The organism is Cytobacillus oceanisediminis 2691 (assembly GCF_000294775.2).
Classification (GTDB): Bacteria; Bacillota; Bacilli; order Bacillales; family Cytobacillaceae; genus Cytobacillus; species Cytobacillus pseudoceanisediminis.
On sequence record NZ_CP015506.1, the window covers coordinates 3,104,155 to 3,123,099 of the forward strand.

Annotated in this window: 21 protein-coding genes and 3 pseudogenes; 8 read left to right on the plus strand and 16 right to left on the minus strand. The window is 36.1% G+C overall.

What is annotated here, in order from left to right:
* Position 1: 1 nt before the first annotated feature.
* Positions 2-1,006: an SDR family oxidoreductase gene (locus A361_RS15650; RefSeq protein ID WP_019382123.1), complete on the minus strand. Its 1,005-nt coding sequence runs from the start codon at positions 1,004-1,006 to the stop codon at positions 2-4.
* Positions 993-1,304 (minus strand): hypothetical protein, encoded by a 312-nt coding sequence (locus A361_RS29955; protein ID WP_019382124.1) that lies wholly within the window; start codon positions 1,302-1,304, stop codon positions 993-995. Before A361_RS29955 ends, A361_RS15650 begins: the two co-directional genes overlap by 14 nt.
* Before the next feature lie 106 nt (positions 1,305-1,410).
* Between A361_RS29955 and A361_RS30525 the strand changes: the two genes are divergently transcribed.
* The 4 genes and pseudogenes from A361_RS30525 to A361_RS31400 all read left to right on the plus strand — a co-directional run.
* Entirely contained in the window at positions 1,411-1,575 is a 165-nt protein-coding gene (locus A361_RS30525; protein WP_019382125.1) for a hypothetical protein, read from the plus strand.
* Positions 1,576-1,852: 277 nt separating this feature from the next.
* Positions 1,853-2,062 (plus strand): GlcG/HbpS family heme-binding protein, encoded by a 210-nt coding sequence (locus A361_RS31135; RefSeq protein WP_250637164.1) that lies wholly within the window; start codon positions 1,853-1,855, stop codon positions 2,060-2,062.
* Positions 2,063-2,151: 89 nt separating this feature from the next.
* Entirely contained in the window at positions 2,152-2,274 is a 123-nt protein-coding gene (locus A361_RS31140) for a hypothetical protein (protein ID WP_335582814.1), read from the plus strand.
* A 104-nt stretch (positions 2,275-2,378) separates the two neighbouring features.
* Positions 2,379-2,504: pseudogene (locus A361_RS31400) on the plus strand (cupin domain-containing protein); the annotation flags it as partial.
* A 4-nt stretch (positions 2,505-2,508) separates the two neighbouring features.
* On the opposite strand, the gene A361_RS29960 reads toward A361_RS31400, so the two are convergent.
* From A361_RS29960 to A361_RS30915, 6 genes and pseudogenes are all read right to left on the minus strand, one after another.
* Positions 2,509-2,691 carry a hypothetical protein gene (locus A361_RS29960; RefSeq protein WP_019382127.1) on the minus strand — a complete coding sequence of 61 codons (183 nt, stop codon included), beginning with the start codon at positions 2,689-2,691 and terminating at the stop codon, positions 2,509-2,511.
* Positions 2,692-3,031: 340 nt separating this feature from the next.
* Complete coding sequence (locus tag A361_RS15665) at positions 3,032-4,039, minus strand: DUF3231 family protein (RefSeq protein WP_019382129.1); 1,008 nt, start codon at positions 4,037-4,039, stop codon at positions 3,032-3,034.
* A 250-nt stretch (positions 4,040-4,289) separates the two neighbouring features.
* Positions 4,290-4,739, minus strand: coding sequence for a hypothetical protein (locus A361_RS15670; protein ID WP_180321082.1), 450 nt, complete (start codon positions 4,737-4,739; stop codon positions 4,290-4,292).
* Positions 4,740-4,822: 83 nt separating this feature from the next.
* Positions 4,823-5,716, minus strand: a complete 894-nt coding sequence (gene gnd / locus A361_RS15675) for a phosphogluconate dehydrogenase (NAD(+)-dependent, decarboxylating) (RefSeq protein ID WP_019382131.1) — start codon at positions 5,714-5,716, stop codon at positions 4,823-4,825.
* Positions 5,717-5,762: 46 nt separating this feature from the next.
* Positions 5,763-7,217 carry a glucose-6-phosphate dehydrogenase gene (gene zwf / locus A361_RS15680; protein ID WP_019382132.1) on the minus strand — a complete coding sequence of 485 codons (1,455 nt, stop codon included), beginning with the start codon at positions 7,215-7,217 and terminating at the stop codon, positions 5,763-5,765.
* Between the two features lie 531 nt (positions 7,218-7,748).
* Positions 7,749-8,271 (minus strand): annotated as a pseudogene (locus A361_RS30915) (YitT family protein); the annotation flags it as partial.
* A 437-nt stretch (positions 8,272-8,708) separates the two neighbouring features.
* On the opposite strand from A361_RS30915, the gene hxlA reads away from it, so the two are divergent.
* The 3 genes from hxlA (at position 8,709) to A361_RS15695 (ending at position 10,739) form a co-directional block, all read left to right on the plus strand.
* Complete coding sequence (gene hxlA / locus A361_RS15685; protein ID WP_019382133.1) at positions 8,709-9,341, plus strand: 3-hexulose-6-phosphate synthase; 633 nt, start codon at positions 8,709-8,711, stop codon at positions 9,339-9,341.
* An 8-nt stretch (positions 9,342-9,349) separates the two neighbouring features.
* On the plus strand, positions 9,350-9,907 hold the full coding sequence (hxlB, locus tag A361_RS15690; RefSeq protein WP_019382134.1) for a 6-phospho-3-hexuloisomerase: 558 nt from the start codon (positions 9,350-9,352) through the stop codon (positions 9,905-9,907).
* Positions 9,908-10,019: 112 nt separating this feature from the next.
* Complete coding sequence (locus A361_RS15695; protein WP_019382135.1) at positions 10,020-10,739, plus strand: 3-ketoacyl-ACP reductase; 720 nt, start codon at positions 10,020-10,022, stop codon at positions 10,737-10,739.
* Positions 10,740-10,798: 59 nt separating this feature from the next.
* Here the strand turns inward: A361_RS15695 and A361_RS15700 are convergent, their stop codons facing one another.
* Complete coding sequence (locus A361_RS15700) at positions 10,799-11,062, minus strand: hypothetical protein (protein WP_026041730.1); 264 nt, start codon at positions 11,060-11,062, stop codon at positions 10,799-10,801.
* 100 nt (positions 11,063-11,162) lie between these two features.
* Positions 11,163-12,701 (minus strand): ATP-binding protein, encoded by a 1,539-nt coding sequence (locus A361_RS15705; RefSeq protein WP_019382137.1) that lies wholly within the window; start codon positions 12,699-12,701, stop codon positions 11,163-11,165.
* 230 nt (positions 12,702-12,931) lie between these two features.
* Here A361_RS15705 and A361_RS31495 point away from each other — a divergent pair, with 230 nt between their 5' ends.
* On the plus strand, positions 12,932-13,159 hold the full coding sequence (locus A361_RS31495) for a GerAB/ArcD/ProY family transporter (RefSeq protein ID WP_019382138.1): 228 nt from the start codon (positions 12,932-12,934) through the stop codon (positions 13,157-13,159).
* A gap of 308 nt (positions 13,160-13,467) precedes the next feature.
* On the opposite strand, the gene A361_RS15715 is transcribed toward A361_RS31495, so the two are convergent.
* From A361_RS15715 to A361_RS15740, 6 genes and pseudogenes are all read right to left on the minus strand, one after another.
* Entirely contained in the window at positions 13,468-14,358 is an 891-nt protein-coding gene (locus A361_RS15715) for an aldo/keto reductase (protein WP_019382139.1), read from the minus strand.
* Positions 14,359-14,611: 253 nt separating this feature from the next.
* Positions 14,612-15,328, minus strand: a complete 717-nt coding sequence (locus A361_RS15720; RefSeq protein ID WP_019382140.1) for an SDR family oxidoreductase — start codon at positions 15,326-15,328, stop codon at positions 14,612-14,614.
* Between the two features lie 100 nt (positions 15,329-15,428).
* On the minus strand, positions 15,429-15,941 hold the full coding sequence (locus A361_RS15725; RefSeq protein ID WP_019382141.1) for a type 1 glutamine amidotransferase domain-containing protein: 513 nt from the start codon (positions 15,939-15,941) through the stop codon (positions 15,429-15,431).
* Positions 15,942-16,212: 271 nt separating this feature from the next.
* Entirely contained in the window at positions 16,213-16,716 is a 504-nt protein-coding gene (locus A361_RS15730) for a hypothetical protein (RefSeq protein ID WP_019382142.1), read from the minus strand.
* A gap of 54 nt (positions 16,717-16,770) precedes the next feature.
* Positions 16,771-17,076, minus strand: a pseudogene (locus A361_RS15735) (6-phosphogluconate dehydrogenase (decarboxylating)); the annotation flags it as partial.
* A gap of 673 nt (positions 17,077-17,749) precedes the next feature.
* The gene (locus A361_RS15740; protein WP_019382144.1) at positions 17,750-18,610 is read right to left on the minus strand and encodes a YitT family protein; all 861 of its coding nucleotides are present in this window, start codon (positions 18,608-18,610) and stop codon (positions 17,750-17,752) included.
* Between the last annotated feature and the right edge of the window lie 335 nt (positions 18,611-18,945).

Sequence of the window (18,945 nt, forward strand, 5' to 3'; positions counted from 1 at the left end):
ATTATGAATGAGTAGATTCCCCACCGTCAACATGAAGCACTTGGCCTGTAACGAAACGAGAATCATCAGAAGCTAAATACACATATGTTGGGGCAAGCTCAAATGGATGGGCTACCCGTTGCATCGGGTTAAAGGCACCATATACAGCAACCTGGTCTGATGAGAAGCTAGCTGCGATAAGAGGTGTCCAAATCCGCCCAGGTGCTACAGCATTAACCCGGATCCCTCTATTTACCACATTTTTCGCCAAAGCGCGCGTGAATCCCACGTTAGCCCCCTTTGTGGCAGTGTAATCAATCATTTGTTTTTCTCCAACATAAGTCACTACAGAAGAAGTTTGAATGATTGAACTTCCCGGTTTCATGTATGGAAGTGCTGCTCTGGTTGTATAGAAGTGGGAATAGATATTCACCTTAAATGTATCATCGAATTGCTGGTCCGTAATGTCCGTTAGGCTCTTTTGCTGGAACTGGATCCCTACATGGTTGCAGAGGACATCCAGACGTCCAAACGTCCTTATGGTTTGCTCTACGATTGCGACACACTGCTGTTTATCCCGCAAGTCACCCGGCATTAACAAACAACGCTGACCGAGTTGTTCGATCCTCGTTCTGGTTCGGTTTGCATCCTCATGTTCATTTAAATAAGCGATGGCTACGTCAGCGCCTTCTTTGGCAAATGCAATTGCGACCGCCGCCCCAATTCCGCTGTCACCACCTGTAATAAGCGCGACCTTTCCTTTTAATTTTCCGCTGCCTTTGTAATTTGGGTTTTCAATGATCGGCCGGGGCACCATTAACCCTTCTACACCTGGGTGAAAGAGCTGGCGCTGTTCCGGTAAATTCAACGGAATTTCCTCATACCTGGTTATTTTCCCATAGTTAGGGTACATCGGGTATGGGTGTTCCACTTTGTTTGCATCAAACGCTTGTTGCAGCTGTTGGATCTGCTGCAGCTTCATTTGATTCTTCGTACCCATTACATGATTTTTTTTATATTGGCCCATCACGTTGCCCCCTGGATACTGATCCATTTGTGACATGTGATATTGAGGTATTTGAGGCATCTGGTAATACGGCATCTGATTCGCTTGTTGCATATAATTTATTTGCGGTTGGTGCATTTCCGACATTTGGTCCATGGAATCCATTTGACCCGCAGAATACATATCTTGCATTTGATCCATCTGTGGCATTTGGCGATCTTTCTTTTCCTGACTCATGGCAAACCTCCTGATAGTAAACGTTCTGTTTACTGTATGATGAGCAGAAAAGTGAAGTGCCTGTTTCCGTTCCACAAATCATTTTAAGGGCACCTGTTCCAGACTATTTAGGAAATAAAGACTTGCTCCCCATTGATGGGCTTTGAATAAGGTAAAACGTAAGATAAAATATCAAGGAGGCTGCTATTTTGCGATTCGAATTTAATCCGGAAGTAAAATTATTGCTGGTAAACTATTCCGATGAAAAAGTAAGGATGGACTATATCAATCATTCCTGGCCAATGTCGGAAATAGGATGGAGACCGCCATTCTATACAAACCCTCGTTATGGTTTTAATTACCCTATCATTTAGCAAGTTTTTATTTTTTAGGACAGTTAAGGGATAATCAAAAGTCAGGGCATACTCCTATTTGCAGAAGTTCAAAAGATTCACAAGCTTACGTCGAAGAGCCTGTATTATGGAGTAATCTCTAATACAGGTATTTTTGATTTCAGATAAATTAATGGCGCTTTGTTTGCAAGTGGTCCGGATGAGTTATTGCAATTAGGAACTCTTTCATGTGTGAAGGATATTTCGAACTAAAAACTATCGTGTTAGCACATAGGTTGACCTAATAAAATCATAATTCATGGAAATAGTCTTAAAGGAAAGTAATGAATTGAGGGAAATAACGCTGGATGTTGCCAAAAAACTGATTAAAGGTGCAGAACGGAAAGCAAGAGAACTTGGTATATCAGAGGTTATAGCTATTACAGATGAAGGCGGGAATTTAATCGTCTGTCACAGAATGGGTGAAGGCCCAGTCGCAAGTATTGATATCGGCCAAAATAAGGCATGAAGATGTCTAAGGAAAAGTTAGCCTGATTAAGTGTCCCAAACGAGGAATTATATGGCATAAACAGGACTAACCAAGGACGTCTGGTTATCATTGGTGGCGGAAGCCCATTTGTGATCGATGGGAGACTTGTTGGAGCAGTAGGTGTAAGTGTCAGTACGGTTTCGAATGATGTATCCGTATCCGTATCAATATCAAAATCCTTATTATGTTAATGAACCAATGTATAATGATTTAAGACAGCCTGATTTCGGGACTCTTATAATTACGCTAATGGATTGGGTTTTTTCAGTCAGCAAAAGGGAAAAATTTTGTAAAAGATTCTGAACCTAAACATTTTGTAGTGAATATCAATCAGGCTCCGAAGTAAAACAATACCTTTCGTACAGCTCTATGGACCGGGAATCATCTGCAAGTTACATTGATGAGTCTTAAGGCTGGTGAAGTAACTACTTCTTTTTCAACTCCTTTTCGAGCTCCAAATACATTTTTAAAATTTCATTCTCCTGCCTTAAATAAGTAAGCAGCCGTTCTTTTCTTTCCTCATCACTCTGGTTTTCTGGACCGTGTCCATTAGTATATTGCTTGCCGATCGGGTGGTTAAATCTTTGTACTTCATGGAACCATTTCATTCATGTTTTGATTTGTGACACATTTTTGATCCCATACTTTTCCATGATTTCCTGATTGGTAAACTGACCGCTCATTTTATCTTTAACAACTGCCCACTTCGTTTCTCTTCACGCAAAAACACCTACGAAATGGTACACTTTAATTAAGTGTACCATTTCGTAGGTGCTTTAATAGTGTCTCATTTATCTAGGTTAGTCTAGAACCCTTACCAAGCCCCACAAACATGCCATCTTTAACAAACTCTGCTGCTTTTTCACCGACTATTTTCTTATCAACCATTTTGACTCCCATCATAACTAGGTCCTATCTTTTTCATAAAGCAGCATAATTATCATTGATCTAATTCTTTGCCAAACTTTCGTGATCAGTGGCAGAGGGAGGTTGTTCCATCCATCCCTTTTCTATTAATAGATTTAGACCATCTTCAGCAATTAAGGCTATTTCGGTGTTCATTCGTGCGTAATTTGCCGCTAAGTCTCTTCTTTGTCCCATTGTTAATGCCTCACTATAATAAGCAATTGCTGCGGAAAGCAGTGTCGCTATATGAAATAGCATAAGTTTATCTGAAAAGGGTGGAACTGTTGAATCTGTTACTTCTGTTTCAAATAACTTCGGAACATGAAGATTCTCCTCTTTTAACATTGTACTTAGAATATCAAAGTGTTTACTACAAAGATTACGAGCACGTTCCATATAATCTCGTACCTCTTTTGATTGACAAACTTGACTGAATCCTAACTCCAATACCATTTTCATCATTGTTTTCTGCATATTAAGATGCACACCACTGATTTCAATTGCGTTAATAGGTCTACGTTTCCCAAACCAACCAGTTAAATAATTTTGTTTCCTAACAAAATCAATCTTTTGTTGATTGTTTAAAGTAGGAGGTTTGTTAATAATCCCCTTATTTAAGGAAACACTAGTTACCCTATCATATAGTTCCAATGATTGCGAAGTACATTCAATAAAGTATTTTCTGACATCCTCTCGGATACAAACACTAGTGGCACCAGCATATCTCGTCAAACCGTGAATTGTCATAATATGTAAATAAACAATCTTAAATGTATCAGTAAATAAACTAGGAGCGTCTACTGTGACATCTTCGTCTGTAAAACCTATTGGAATTGGAAGATTTTCCAAGGATAAGAATTGCTTCGTTTTTTCTAAATGAGTTTCTGATAATTCTAAGGCAAATTTCAGTAAATCGCGAATATCTTCATCCTTTACATCATGTAACATATAGCGAAGAATACATCGTGACAAACTGTCATTAACATATTGTGACCAAATGACAGCATTTTCTGATGCATTAATTTTTGTATGGTGATTAACTTGTTCCATTTTATCATCCCTCCTAGCTATTACAGATTAGGATAACCATTTACATTAATTTTATTTGTTAAATGTTCCTGGCAAGATAAATACATTATCGTTTTCTTACTCATGTTTATTAGGGAATCTTATATGATTGGAAGTGCTCGTGTTGAGAGATCTCACTAGTTTCCGAAATAACCATTAAAATGATAGAAAATTTATTTGGAGTATGTTTTTTAGAAAAGTTAAATAGGGAATTTCAAACGGTATGAATTCCCTATTTAACTTCTGCTTCTATTTCTGTAATGCATCTTCCTATCAAGAAAATATGTTTAACTTTAAGAACTTTTCTGAAAGCATTGCTTTTTATTAGCCACTCTCCAATCAGTTCCTTTGTTGCAGATCTTTCAAATTCATTTTTCACAGCAAATAAACTTTCTGCTTTTGTTTCTATTATAGTAATAGCATTTAAATCAGAATTCATACGCATCTTAAAATATCTCTTTTCACTATTATAATAATTTTCATTTCTTAACCGAAAATACTCTAAACCTATAGTATTTTCGTAAAAAGAAGCTGTCTCTGTAACATATTGAATGTCTTTCACTTCAACATTTTTCAATAGATCTAGATAAGTTTCTATACCATACTGAGTATTTATAATTTTTGCATCCAATACATTCATGAACTTCACATCCTTTTCTACCATCATATTCATTGTTTTCATTACCATTTCACAAATAATGAGCTATTTTTCTTCACCTATTTTTATTGACTCTTTTTCTATTAAATGTGACAGATGTAATTCTGTTAGTTTTTTTCAACAACATGTCCCCCAAATTCGTTTCTTAATGCAGCTACCACTTTACCTGTAAAAGTATCGCTGTCTAATGAACGGTAACGCATCAAAAGTGACATTGCGATAACAGGAGTGGCTGCTTGTAAATCTAAAGCTGTTTCAACTGTCCATTTCCCTTCACCAGAAGAGTGCATAATCCCTTTAATTTCATCTAGCTTTGCATCTTTTGTAAATGCTCGTTCAGTCAACTCCATGAGCCATGAACGAATAACTGAGCCGTTATTCCACACTCTAGCCACTTTTTCGTAGTCAAAATCGAACTTGCTTTTTTCTAATACCTCGAATCCTTCACCAATCGCTGCCATCATACCGTATTCAATTCCATTGTGAACCATTTTTAAGAAATGACCGCTCCCTGCTTTACCAGCATAGATAAATCCGTTTTCGACAGCTGTATCCTTGAAAATTGGTTCCACGATGCTCCAGGCTTCAGGGTCTCCACCAATCATATAACATGCTCCATTACGAGCACCTTCCATTCCACCAGAAGTACCGGCATCCATAAAGTGAATTCCTACTTCCTTTAGCTGGTTATATCGGCGAATGGATTCCTTATAGTGAGAATTTCCAGCTTCAATTACGATATCTCCAGTGCCTAATAATGGTGTCATTTCATCAATTACTGAATCTACCACAGCATGCGGAACCATAATCCATACAACTCTTGGTTTTTCTAATGATTCAACAAGTTCTTTTAAATCAGATGTACCTTGAGCACCGTATTTCTTCATTTCTTCAACGGCACTTCCATTTACATCGAAAGCTACTACTTCGTGCTTGTTATCTATAAAATTTTGACCTAAATTTAATCCCATTTTTCCTAAACCAATTAATCCAACTTTCATGTTCATTTCCTCCTTAATAATCTAAAAATATTCTCATCTTTTATTACTACCACCATTTATATCCTTCCTCTGCCAATAATTGATGGGAAGCATCTGGTCCCATTGACCCGGATGGATATAATTGAAGGGGAATTGTATTTTCCTCAAAAGCCTCTAAGATAGGCTGTACCAATTTCCAAGACAACTCCACTTCTTTCCAATGTGCAAAGAACGTTGAGTCGCCACGCATTGCATCGTAAATTAAAAGCTCATACGCTTCAGGAACATCTGCTTGCTTAGCAGAAAAATCAACATTGACTGGTTCGATTTTTCCATTGTTTAATGGGTTTTTACTATTTAATTGTAATGAAACACTTTCGTTTGGATTGATTTCAATCACCAAAAGATTTGGCGCAGTTTCTTCTTGAGTCCTATACAAATCCTTTAAAGTATTTTTGAATTCAATTACAATTCGGGTGGATTTCTCTGTCATTCTTTTTCCTGTACGGAGATAGAAAGGAACCCCTCTCCAAAAATCATTATCCACACATAGACGGGCAGCCACAAATGTGTCATTTAAAGAAGAAGGAGCAACTTCAGGTTCTCCTGTATACCCAACAACTGGTTTACCTTGGATTTCACCAGGACCATATTGACCTCGAATCACATGATTCACCACATCCTCTTTCTTTAATGGACGAAGTGATTCTATTACTTTTCTCTTTTCATTGCGGATCTCTTCTGCACTAATTTGTTTTGGCAGCTGCATTGCTGTCATCATCAACATTTGCAGCATATGATTTTGAAACATGTCGCGAGTAGCCCCAGCTTGATCATAATAACCAGCTCTCTCTTCAACCCCAACAATTTCGCTTGCAGTAATTTGCACATTTGCAATGTATTGGTTGTTCCATAATGCTTGAAGCACTGGATTTGCAAATCCTAACGCTTCCAGGTTTTGTACCATCGGCTTTCCAAGATAGTGGTCGATGCGAAAAATTTCTTCTTCATCAAAAGCTTTACTTAGTTTATCGTTTAATTCTTGAGCTGATTTTAAGTCATGTCCAAACGGTTTTTCGATAATTAGACGTTTCCAACCTTTAGTAGAACCTAGACCACTCTCTTTAATGTTGAAAGCAATCACATTAAAAAACTCTGGAGCAACAGATAGGTAGAACATACGATTTTTCGGAATATTCAATTCTTCTTCACGTTGTTTAACAAGTTCAAGTAATCCTTTATATCCTTCAGCCTTGATAGCATCTACCTGGCTATACCGAAAGGCACGGATAAACACTTCAAAGTTTGAATCGTCATTTAGCGATCGTCTAGAAAATGTTTTTAAGGAATCTTTCACATGGTTTTGGAAATCAGTATCTGATAATTCTCCTCTGCCCACCCCAATAATTGAGATAGGCAGAGGTAATTTTTGATCCAAAAATAAATTATATAGAGCCGGGAAGATTTTTCTTTTTGCTAAGTCCCCTGTCGCCCCAAATAAGACAAATGTCATTGCCTCCATTTTACATACCTCCCAAATTAAAAATTCCACTTATGCCTTTCTTAAAAAACTACTATAACTCTTGATAGCCAATCCCTGGCTTAGCCATCTTATTATTTGAACCTGCTTGGACCGTAATAATGATGTCCCTAAAATGCGAATGACCACATTTTGGACAATAAGCATTATTCGATGTGAAGGTTAGGCATCTTGAACAAACTTTGTGATGCTTTGCATGTAACCCAAACATACTATTCACCCTTTCAATGTAGTAAACTGAATGCGGAAGATCAGATGACTGATCAATAACCACAGTATTTCGTGAATCCAATGTTGCAACAAGATGTAAGTATAATACCTACATTTTTTAAATGGAAGTACGCACTTTTTATTTAAATGGTGATAAAAAAATAACATAATAACAAAATGTATACTGTAGGAAATAAACTCATCTATTTTTGTGTTAAATAAATTAAAAAGCCAGGGTGAGCCTCCTCTCCCTGGCCACAAAATATATGTGATATAAATTTGTTGAGAACAGTATTCTTTATGTGTTGAAGCTTTTGGCGTAATAAGCGAACTATCTAAACCGGATGTCTCACAAACATAAGAAGCCTCCATAATTGCATTAGGATCACTGACAATATAACCCTTTTTAATTTCGAAAAAATAAATGGATTGGTATACAATAGATTATTTTCTTCTTTTCACTTAAAAATCCACCTTCACCAAATAAATAGGTAATACTCATATTTAATTCTTTGTTTATCCTTTCACAAATTTCATCCGGTTTTTCTTAATGATCATGACAGATTTCCCATGATTAAATCCATCCAAAACATAATTAATCATTTTTGCAACAAAATAATACACGGCAAGTGACAGCATGGCTTTTTCTAGTGAAAAGACAAAAGCGGCAATATTAATATTTAGCTGTAAAGAGTAAGATAGGGATATTTAAACCTAAAAAAAGTGCAAATATTGGTGAGCCCCACATGGCATTTGCCATAATTGAAAAGGCAGTTACCCCATCATCTACCAGCCCATTTGGCGCTAATATCATTTCTAATCCCATTGCTACAATAGCCGCTCATACTGTTAAAAGAATATAATCAAAAAATTTATTCATTCAATCCCCCAGCTAAAAATGTGTTTATTAATAAGAGATTTTTATAAACAACATCAACAATGACAATTTGGGCAATTATCAAGCACTTATACTGAAAATAGGCAATACGGAAGTGCATTGTTTCTTTTAAAGTTAATAGTAAGACTATATAAAGTGTTTGTCTTACAGTATACTTTTTATCACTATGTAAAATAAAAGTGCGTACTTTTAATGTTTAATCATACGTTGTATACTTGCAATTGTTCAGCGAGAGGACATGATATCCCTTATTGCTGGCAGGTACGGATAATGCAATTTAAGGATAATATTACTGTAAAAGTATTATTACCCTTTGGAGACATTATCACTGTACAACAATAAAAAAATTATAGGAGTGAATATAGATGGAATTACAATTAGCATTAGATTTAGTCAATATCCCAGAAGCAATTGAACTGGTAAAAGAAGTAGAGGAACATATTGATATCGTTGAAATCGGTACACCGGTTGTAATTAACGAAGGTCTTCATGCTGTAAAAGCAGTTAAAAAAGCATTCCCTAACTTAAAGGTATTAGCAGACCTAAAAATCATGGATGCAGCTGGTTATGAAGTAATGAAAGCTTCTGAAGCAGGTGCAGATATCGTCACAATTCTTGGAACTGCTGAAGATATGTCAATCAAAGGTGCTGTTGAAGAAGCGAAAAAACAAGGTAAAAAAATCCTTGTTGATATGATTGCTGTAAAAGACCTTGCTGGACGTGCAAAAGAAGTGGACGCTATGGGCGTTGATTATATTTGTGTTCATACTGGCTACGATCTTCAAGCAGTTGGAAAGAACTCTTTTGAAGATTTACAAACCATCAAAGGTGTTGTAAAAAATGCTAAAACTGCAATCGCAGGTGGTATTAAGTTAGACACACTTCCTGAAGTCATCAAAGTCAAACCAGACCTTGTCATTGTAGGTGGCGGGATTACTGGACAAGCTGATAAAAAAGCTGCTGCTGCCAAAATGCAACAAATGATTAATCAAGGGTAATTCAGATCATGAATACAACTCAATACCTAGCTAAAATCATAAAAGAGTTAAATCGCTCCGCAGATTTAATTTCGAATGATGAAGCTGAAAAATTAGTTAATGGGATTCTTGAATCAAAAAAAATCTTTGTTGCAGGCGCAGGCAGATCTGGATTTATGGCCAAATCATTTGCCATGCGAATGATGCACATGGGGATAGATGCCTATGTGATTGGCGAAACAGTAACCCCTAACTTTGAAAAAGATGACATCTTAATCATTGGATCAGGTTCAGGAGAAACGAAAGGTTTAGTTTCCATGGCTGAAAAGGCAAAAAGTATCGGTGGGACAATTACAGCTGTAACCATTTTCCCAGAATCCACTATTGGACAATTAGCGGATATCACAATTAAGTTGCCTGGCTCACCTAAAGATCAGTCTGAGAGTGATTTTAAGACGATTCAACCAATGGGCTCATTATTTGAGCAAACACTTTTACTATTTTACGACGCTGTGATTCTTCGGTTCATGGAGAAAAAAGGTTTGGATACTAATAAAATGTACGGTAGACACGCCAACTTAGAATAAACATTATTCCTCGAGTTCTAAATAGGAAAGACCGCAAGCTGTTTCCATGCAAGATTGTGGTCTTTCTGTTAAAGGAACTACTTCAATTTGTAATAATTTTAGGAGTGATAAAATGATTTCTTTAAATGGAAAAACTGCAATAGTTACTGGCGCAGGAAGAGGCATTGGACGTGCTACTGCTATCGCCTTAGCAAAAGAAGGCGTTCATTTAGGCCTAATCGGCTTAAATATGTCTAATCTAGAAAAGGTAGCTGCTGAACTAGCACAATTTGATGTAAAGGTTTCTGCATCAGCAGCAGATGTGACCGATCTTGAATCCGTTATCCATGCTGTTGAACATATCAAATCAGACTTAGGCCCAATTGATATCCTAATCAACAATGCTGGTGTTGCTAAATTTGGTGGATTCCTTGATCTAACACCAGAAGAATGGGAAAAAATCATCCAAGTCAATTTAATGGGTGTGTATAATGTAACTAGAGCAGTATTACCAGGAATGATCGAAAGAAAATCAGGAGATATCATCAATATCTCTTCATCTGCTGGCCAAAAAGGTGCTCATGTTACAAGTGCTTACAGTGCTTCTAAATTCGCTGTTTTAGGGCTAACAGAATCACTTATGCTAGAAGTAAGAAAACATAATGTCCGTGTTACTGCTTTAACACCAAGTACGGTCGTTACAGATTTAGCCATTGATACAAATCTTGTTAAAGGCAATGAAGAAAACGTGATGCACCCAGAAGACCTTGCAGAATTAGCCGTGGCTAGTTTAAAATTTAATCCAAGAGTATTCGTTAAAACAGCTGGATTATGGTCAACAAATCCATCATAAAACGAAGCAGATCCAGTGGGGTCTGCTTCGTTAGTTCGTACAAAATACTCTTATACGTATCAGTGATACAAGGACATTACTTTCTCTAAATCAACAATTAACTGGTTAACTTCATTCCGTGCTAAGCGTACAAGCATTTGATCGTATAAAGTAATAATTTGCCCATCCTCTTCATGCTGATGTTTTTTTAAATAATGATAAATATTATTTAACTGGTCTTCATTAAGGACCGACTCTGTTTCGAAATTCATAACTTTCTGTAAGGAAAATTCATTGATAGCCGAATCAAATTCACCTGCAATAATGTTCCCTTTCACGAACATCCTCTAGGATAGTTTTCCCACATAATATGTTAAATAAATCTTTACTCCTCAAATTTAAAGAATATGAGGGCTTTTCAATTGTTTGATTTATACCTTAGCATCAAAGATTAATGGCCTCTTTTTTTGTTTTTTTATTAAATGTGATGATAAAAGAGGTTCCTTGATTTAGTTTACTTTTAACATTTATCGTTCCCTTATGGTTCTGAATAATTTTATAGCTGACCATAAGGCCTAATCCATTTCCATTATGTTTGGTAGTGAAAAAAGGTTCCCCCAATCTTTTAACATGTTCCTCCCCTATCCCTACCCCTTCATCCTTGATTTTAATTAAAATATGATGAGCAGTCGAATCAATGGAAACATAGATATTACCACCAGTTGGCATCGCCTCTATGGAATTTTTAATTAAATTTATAAAAACCTGTTTTAACTGATTTTTTTCCCCAGTAAAAACGATATCCTCTGAAGGAAATTCATATTTAATTCGTACATTTTTCAATAAGGCTTCGGGCTCGAGAAAGGAAATCACACTGCCTAAAATATTTTTTACATCGAATTCACTGAAGTAAACCGAGTGAGGTTTAGCAAAAATCATAAATTCATTTACAATAAAACTTATTCTTTCTATTTCATCTAAAATCGTTTCGACAAAATAGGGCACTTTTCCATTTTCAGTAAGGAGTTGTACAAATCCACGAATGGTTGTTAATGGATTTCTTATTTCATGAGCAATGCCTGCAGCCAATTCACCAATCATAGATAACTTCTCGGTCTTACTTAGCGTTTCTTCTGTTGATTTCTTTTCAGTAATGTCATACTGTATACAAATATGTTGATACCTTTCTCCATTTAAATCAACAAATGGAACAATAGTTGTATCAAGCCAGTACTTGGTTCCATCCTTCGCTTTATTAAGAATTTCCCCTTTCCAAACCTCTCCACATTTAATGGTCTCCCAAATATGATTAAAAAAAGAAGGGGGATGAAAGTCAGAACAGAAAATATCATGTTTTTTTCCTATTAGTTCTTCCCTTGTATATTTATATAAATCGCAAAACTTTTCATTCACATAGGAAATTCTATCGTCTCGATCGGTAATTGAAAAAATGGTAGCTTCATTTAGTGCTTTCTGCAAATCTGCGAGCTCTCTTAGCGTAATTTTTAAATCTTGATTGGACTCATCTAAAGCAAATTTGGTGTATAATAATTCCTCATTGTAGCAATTCAGAAGTGTTTTGGAGATAAGCTGGTACAAATATTCAAGTATCTTAATTGATTCAAAAAATGTATTTATAGAAATACTTTTTTCTCGTAATTCCTGTTCTAGCAAGTCCATAATAGAGCAACGTGTAAGATAAACAAAATTGATAGATTGTTCAAGTGAAACCCGAGAATGGATTAATTTCCGCCCGAAATCATCTACAAACGTAATAAGGTTATTTTTATTCTTTTCATTACTGCTAATAAACAACTCCCCTACATAAATAAATAAGGGTACTTCAGAAGTTTGGATAGAACCCAGTTGTTTTTGTAGATTACAATATCTATACTTCTCATCATTTAAAGATTTCGAATCCTTGAATATCCCACCATGCAATTTTTTAATCTTCTTCCCAATATATTCATTTTGGCTGCTCATTTCATCCCTCTAAAATTATTATTTTAACTTCCAATATTCGACAAAACTCCTGTATTTTCCTTCCTGAAAATGAGCGTTAATTTTGATCATGTACAAATTAATTATCTAGAAAACATTGTCTTCCGGTTAGACAATATTGATATTGATAAGTTAAGTGGAAAATTAATTTTAGGGTATAATGTTACTAGAATCAGGACAGGACTTGGCCAATGTGAGGAAAATTCGGGGTTTTGTTTACAATCTTCCTCTACCTTTCCATATCAATCATTACTTTTGTTTTCTTTAATGAAGAGCATCTCAAACATACGATTTGGGCGACCTTAACATTACTTAAAATTGCGGAAATGCCTTTCATAGAAAGAGTTGAATATATTGTAGTTTCCTTATGGTTCCTTGTCGTATTGCCTCATATTAGCCTGCATCTATGGGCAATCTGCCGGGGACTCAAAAAGTTGTAAATATCAAACAACGTACAGCTTATTCATTTGCCTCTTTTTATTCTTTTTGTTCTCTAATGTATTAGAGAGCCATAAACAGATAGAACGATTAGCTGATTTATACTCATCTGTCGGCTTTTACTTTATATATTTGTATGTCCCTTTTCTCTTTTAACGATTAGCATTAAACAAAAACTAACTAAATAGGCTTTTGATGCGAGAATAATTCGGTAAGGATATTAAATTGCCCCGATAAAAAAACTGTATGGAATAAAGTCTACACAGTTTTTTTGAAATTCCTATTAGATTGTCAGAAATTCCAACAAATGTCAAATAATATCCAATGGCATTTTCCTAGTAGGTTTAGGAAATACTTGATCAATTCTACTGAGATCTTCTTCAGTAAACTCAATGGTTGCTGCTTCAGCATTTGCTAAAACATGTTCATATTGAACCGCTTTTGGAATAGCGATGACGTTATTCGAACGGATGGTCCAAGCAAGAGCGATTTGTAATGGTTGGACATTGTATTTGTCAGCAATATCATGAATAGCTGGATCGTTTAAAAGCTGTCTTCTTAAAGAGCCTCCTTGAGCAAGGGGACTGTAGGCCATGATTGGCATGTTATGTTCACGCTGCCATGGTAAGAGATCGAAGTCGATTCCTCTTGAACCTAAATGGTATAGCACTTGGTTCGTCACACAATTTTTTCCATTCGCAGTGTTCCATAGCTCTTCCATATCAACCGTGTCAAAATTAGAGACGCCCCATCTTAAAATTTTCCCTTCTTCACGTAGTTTTTCCATTCCTTCAATTGTTTCCTCTAAAGGAACACGTCCTCTCCAGTGGAGAAGATATAAGTCCAAGTGGTCTGTTCCGAGTCGTTTTAAGCTGTTTTCACATGCTTTTGAAATCATATCTAAACCTGCATGATGGGGATACACTTTTGAGACTAAAAAGACTTCATTTCTGCGTCCTTTAATAGCTTCGCCAACTAAGCGTTCAGAGTCGCCATTTCCGTACATTTCAGCAGTGTCAATAAGTTTCATACCCAATTCTAAGCCGAGCTGCAAGGCTTTTATTTCTTTGTCTCTCACTTGGGGATTTTCCCCCATGTACCATGTTCCTTGTCCTAAACTAGGTAAAGAAGTGCCGTCAGGCAGGATTACCACGTGTTTGGCTAATGCATTTTTAATTTCAGCTCTTTTCTTTTCATCCATTAGGCTCGACCCTTTCTTTTATGTATTTGGGTATCATAGAAATAAAATTTAACCACTCTTCGTATATGTACTTATATATTTAGAATTTCCGCAACCAACAAAATCATTCTCTGTTGGATGATATGGCCATTTCTGCTTCCGACTATGCAAAAAAACAAAGAAGTGAGGATGGCCTATAAGTGTTTGACACTTTGAGTCATCCTCACCACTTCTATTCTAAATCAATTTATCAATCGACTTTGATATCAATGTATTAGATAAGATGGGCTCCTCCATCGATAAGAACCGATGTGCCAGTTGTAAACCCATTTTTCGCTAGGTAAACATAGGTGTCAGCTATATCTTTAGGTTGAGCTACACGTCCGACAGGTAATTGCTTAGCAATCCCATGGTACATATCTTGTCTTTGATCTTCTGGCATTCCGCCGTAAAGAGGAGTGTCAACGATACCAGGTGATACCACGTTTACTCTGATAGGTGCCAGGTCTACTGAAAGTCCTCGTACTAATCCATCGATTGCTGAATTAATGGAAGCTAGAGTCGTTGCACCTTGAGGAGGACGCACACCATATACACCAGAAGTTAATGTAATAGAACTTTCATTATTTAAGTATGGAAGAGCAGCACGAACCGAAATATACTGCCCCCAGAACTTGCTATCAAAAGCCTCTCTTACGGCTGCAACAGGCAGTTCGCTAAAGTGACCCATTGCGCCTTCACCTGCCGTAACCACCAGGTGATCAAATTTCCCAACCTTCTTGAAAAAGTCTGCAGCATTTTCCTCGCTGCGAAAGTCGATTTCATAGCCCTCTACGTTACCACCAAGCTTCACTTTTGCGTCAGATAATTTTGAAGCAGAACGGCTAGCAATAATGACTTGAGCGGATTCATCGAGAAACGCCTTAGCAGCGGCTAAACCAATACCAGATGTACCTCCTAAAACAACCACTCTTTTTCCTTTTAATGACAACGTCATAACCTCCTTTATTCATATATTTGTTTAACCAACTTGCGGATTCTGAATAAAGAATCCGCAAGTTAGAAATATTTACGTTTATACATCAGCATTATTATTTAGCTAAAAGTTTTAGTGATTCACGATTAAATGCTGGAATATCTTTTGGTTCTCGACTTGTTACAATATTTTTGCTGATGACAACTTCTTCGTCTTTATAATTTGCACCAGCATTTTTCAAATCGTTGCGAATGGATTTATAGCCAGTGATGTCGACACCTATTAAAAGGTCTGTATCGATTAACACTTGTGGTCCATGACAAATGGCAAAAACAGGTTTTCCATCTTGGATAAATGCTTTTGCAAATTCACCAAAACGATCGTCTTCACGCAATAAATCAGGAGAGAATCCACCAGGGATAAGCAACGCATCAAAGTCTGCAGGATGAACTTCATCAATGGATTTATCAATTTTTACGGTTGTGCCTTTTTTACCAGTTACTTGGTTACCTGATTGTTTGTCAATCGTGATAACTTCATGACCAGCTTCTTTAAAGGCTTGTGCTGGTTCAGTGTACTCCACATCTTCAAATAAGTTTGTTATAAGTGCAGCGATTTTTTTACTCATGCTCATTCACCTCCTTTCATTGACAAAACAGAAGTAAAAATATTCATTTCTGTGCCATGCTCTGATTATCTTCATCTCCGTTGTTAGCCGCGATGTAGATTTTTTCATATCCTCTACTTTTTCCGCCTTTTTGTTATGTCAATAACATATGGCAGATAGAGGGCTGTCCCATACGGAATTGTTTAGGTAAACCTCAACAACTTTAAGGTTCCCTTATTCATTTTTCTAAAATAGAATACGACATAAATGTTTCCCATCATCTTAAAAGTTACTAATGAACATACTCAAGGTCTCTCTCAACATTGGTACTTAAAATGTCTTCTGTTTTGATCTCGAGTAATTTCTCTAGGAATCTTATAGTTCCTAGTACTACTTGAATATCTCCCTCTGTTTGAACGTTTTCCATTCTCTTTTGAACAATCAGTTCATTGATAACTTGTTTGAAAGCATGGGTCTTTATGAGCCATTCTCCAACCAGTTCCTTTGTTGTGTCTCTCTCGCCTTCATTTTTGACAGCAAATAAACTTTCCGTTTTTGTTTCTACGAGCGTTACGGAACCGAAATCGGAATCCATACGGATACGAAAATAATTCTTTCTACTGTCATAATAACTTCCTTCCTTTAATAGAAAATACTCTATCCCTACTGTGATTTCATAAAACAGTTCTGTCTCTGTAGGATAATGAAGATCTCTTACATCCACACTTTTTACAACGTCTAAATAGGTCTCCAAACCATATTGGGTATTAATGATTTTTGCATCCATTACATTCATGATTTCACTCCCTTTTTCACTTTGCGGATTGTTTTGATATGTTAAGTAGCTTGCTTACAAAATCCACTCAATATTAGGAATTGCTTTTTTGACTTCATGTCCACCAAACTCGTTCAGAAGAGCAGCGACCACTTTCCCGGTAAAGGTGTCATGATCTAAGGAGCGATAGCGCATCAAAAGAGACATGGCAATCACAGGAATGGCTGCCTGCAAATCTAAAGCCGTTTCCACTTTCCAATTTCCTTCTCCTGAAGAATGCATGGTTCCTTTGATGTGTTCTAAGTTGGCATCTTTAGAAAATGCACGTTCAGTTAAGTCCATGAGCCATGAACGAATGACTGAGCGGTTTTCGCAAACTTTTCGATGCCTTGCTTTTGGCCTTAACATAATCTTTTCATTCCTTTCTGTGTTCATTAATTGACGATTTATATTGAATAGGATCTATAACTTCCACCTAAAAACTGTAATTTATATTATTACAGTTAAAATAAAAAAAATGATTTATCATAAATTAGATTTTATTTACAAAATACAAAGGAGAATTATTCATTCCCTCTTAAAATGTCTAATGGTATATCTCTCTTTTGACCTTAACAATCGCCGATTAAGAAGAATTGGTTGCGGTGTTGATATTAGTATAATATCTACAACAGACAATTAAAAGTACGCACTTTTATGTTATATAGTAAACAAAAATATACTTAGTATACTTCTATACACTATTGAGAGTTATTCGATTTTTTCCATCAGGGGATTTAAAACAGAAAAATCCCCGTAAATGTACAAGGATCTTTCAAAATTGCCTTTGAGTCATGATTTAAATAATAGTTTTAACAACTCATGATAAATAAGGGAGTATTCTTGGGTTCAAGACTTGGTGTTATATTTTTTATATTTATTCTTAATGTCGACTCTTGGACCTTGTCATTTACACAGACATTTATCAAACCTTTGCGAATTAGATTATAACAGGTAATATACGAACTTTCTATTCTCTAGCATCAAACAGGATGCTAACTAATGGAAGTAAATATTACTTTTTATTGCTAGAAGGGTTGGCTTTCGGTAATATAAGCGACCTATCTATTCCAGATGTTTCACAAACATAGGATGCCTCCATAATAGCTGATGGATCTGCTGCTAAAACGACACTTTTTAATTTGGAAAAAATAAACCTGTTTGTAATACAATAAATAACCTTCTTTCTTTCCCCTAAAAAACCGCCTTCTCCATATAAAAATGTGATGCTGATATTTAATTGATTGATAATACTATCTCCAACTTCATCCGGTTTTTCTGAAATGATCATGACAGATTTCCCATGATTTAGCCCATCTAAAACATAATTAATCATTTTCGTCACTATATAAAAAACCGCCAGAGAAAGCATGGCCTGTTCCAATGAATAGACAAACGCTGCAATCGTAAATATGAAAGCATTCACGACTAATAAAAATGAGGCAATCGGATATCGAAAGTGTTGGTTGAACCAAATCGCCAGCATTTCAGTTCCATCTATTGCACCGCCAAACTTTACAACGATTCCTATCCCAACTCCTAAGATTACCCCACCGTATAACACAATTAATACTTCAGATTGAGTAATAGGAGGAATTGATTTAAATAGTACTAAACCAACGGTAGTAATGATATTTGCATATAGAGATCTAATGACAAAGGTTTTACCCACTTCTTTAGCTGTAAAAATTAAGATAGGAATATTCAAGCCCAAAAATACAACATAAATTGGGATTCCCCATAAAGCATTGGCCATAATCGATAACGCTGTTACACCACCATCTACTAGCCCGTTTGGTGCTAACATCGTTTCTAATCCCATAGCAACGATTGACGACCCCAAAGTTAAAAAAACATACTCAACAAATTTTTTCATCATCTCACCTTTAAATATGTATTATTCTTGATTCCTTACTATAAAACAGTTCAGCTAAAATCCTTTACAACACAGGAATATTATTCACCTTTTTCCAGATTGTACTCCTACATTTACTTTATGCACTGGATCATTGCAAATAAAAAGACCACAAGTCTGGACTTATTAAAAGTCTACTTGTGGTTTTTAACCCCCTCCTCTTTTTAGAACGATTGCTATTAAATAGACGCACTTTTATCGGCAGGAGGATCCATCACATTCTCCATATAGTTTTTACCCCATTCATACAAAAATGACCTAGCCTGTATATAGGCGTATTAGAAGAAATTTCACGA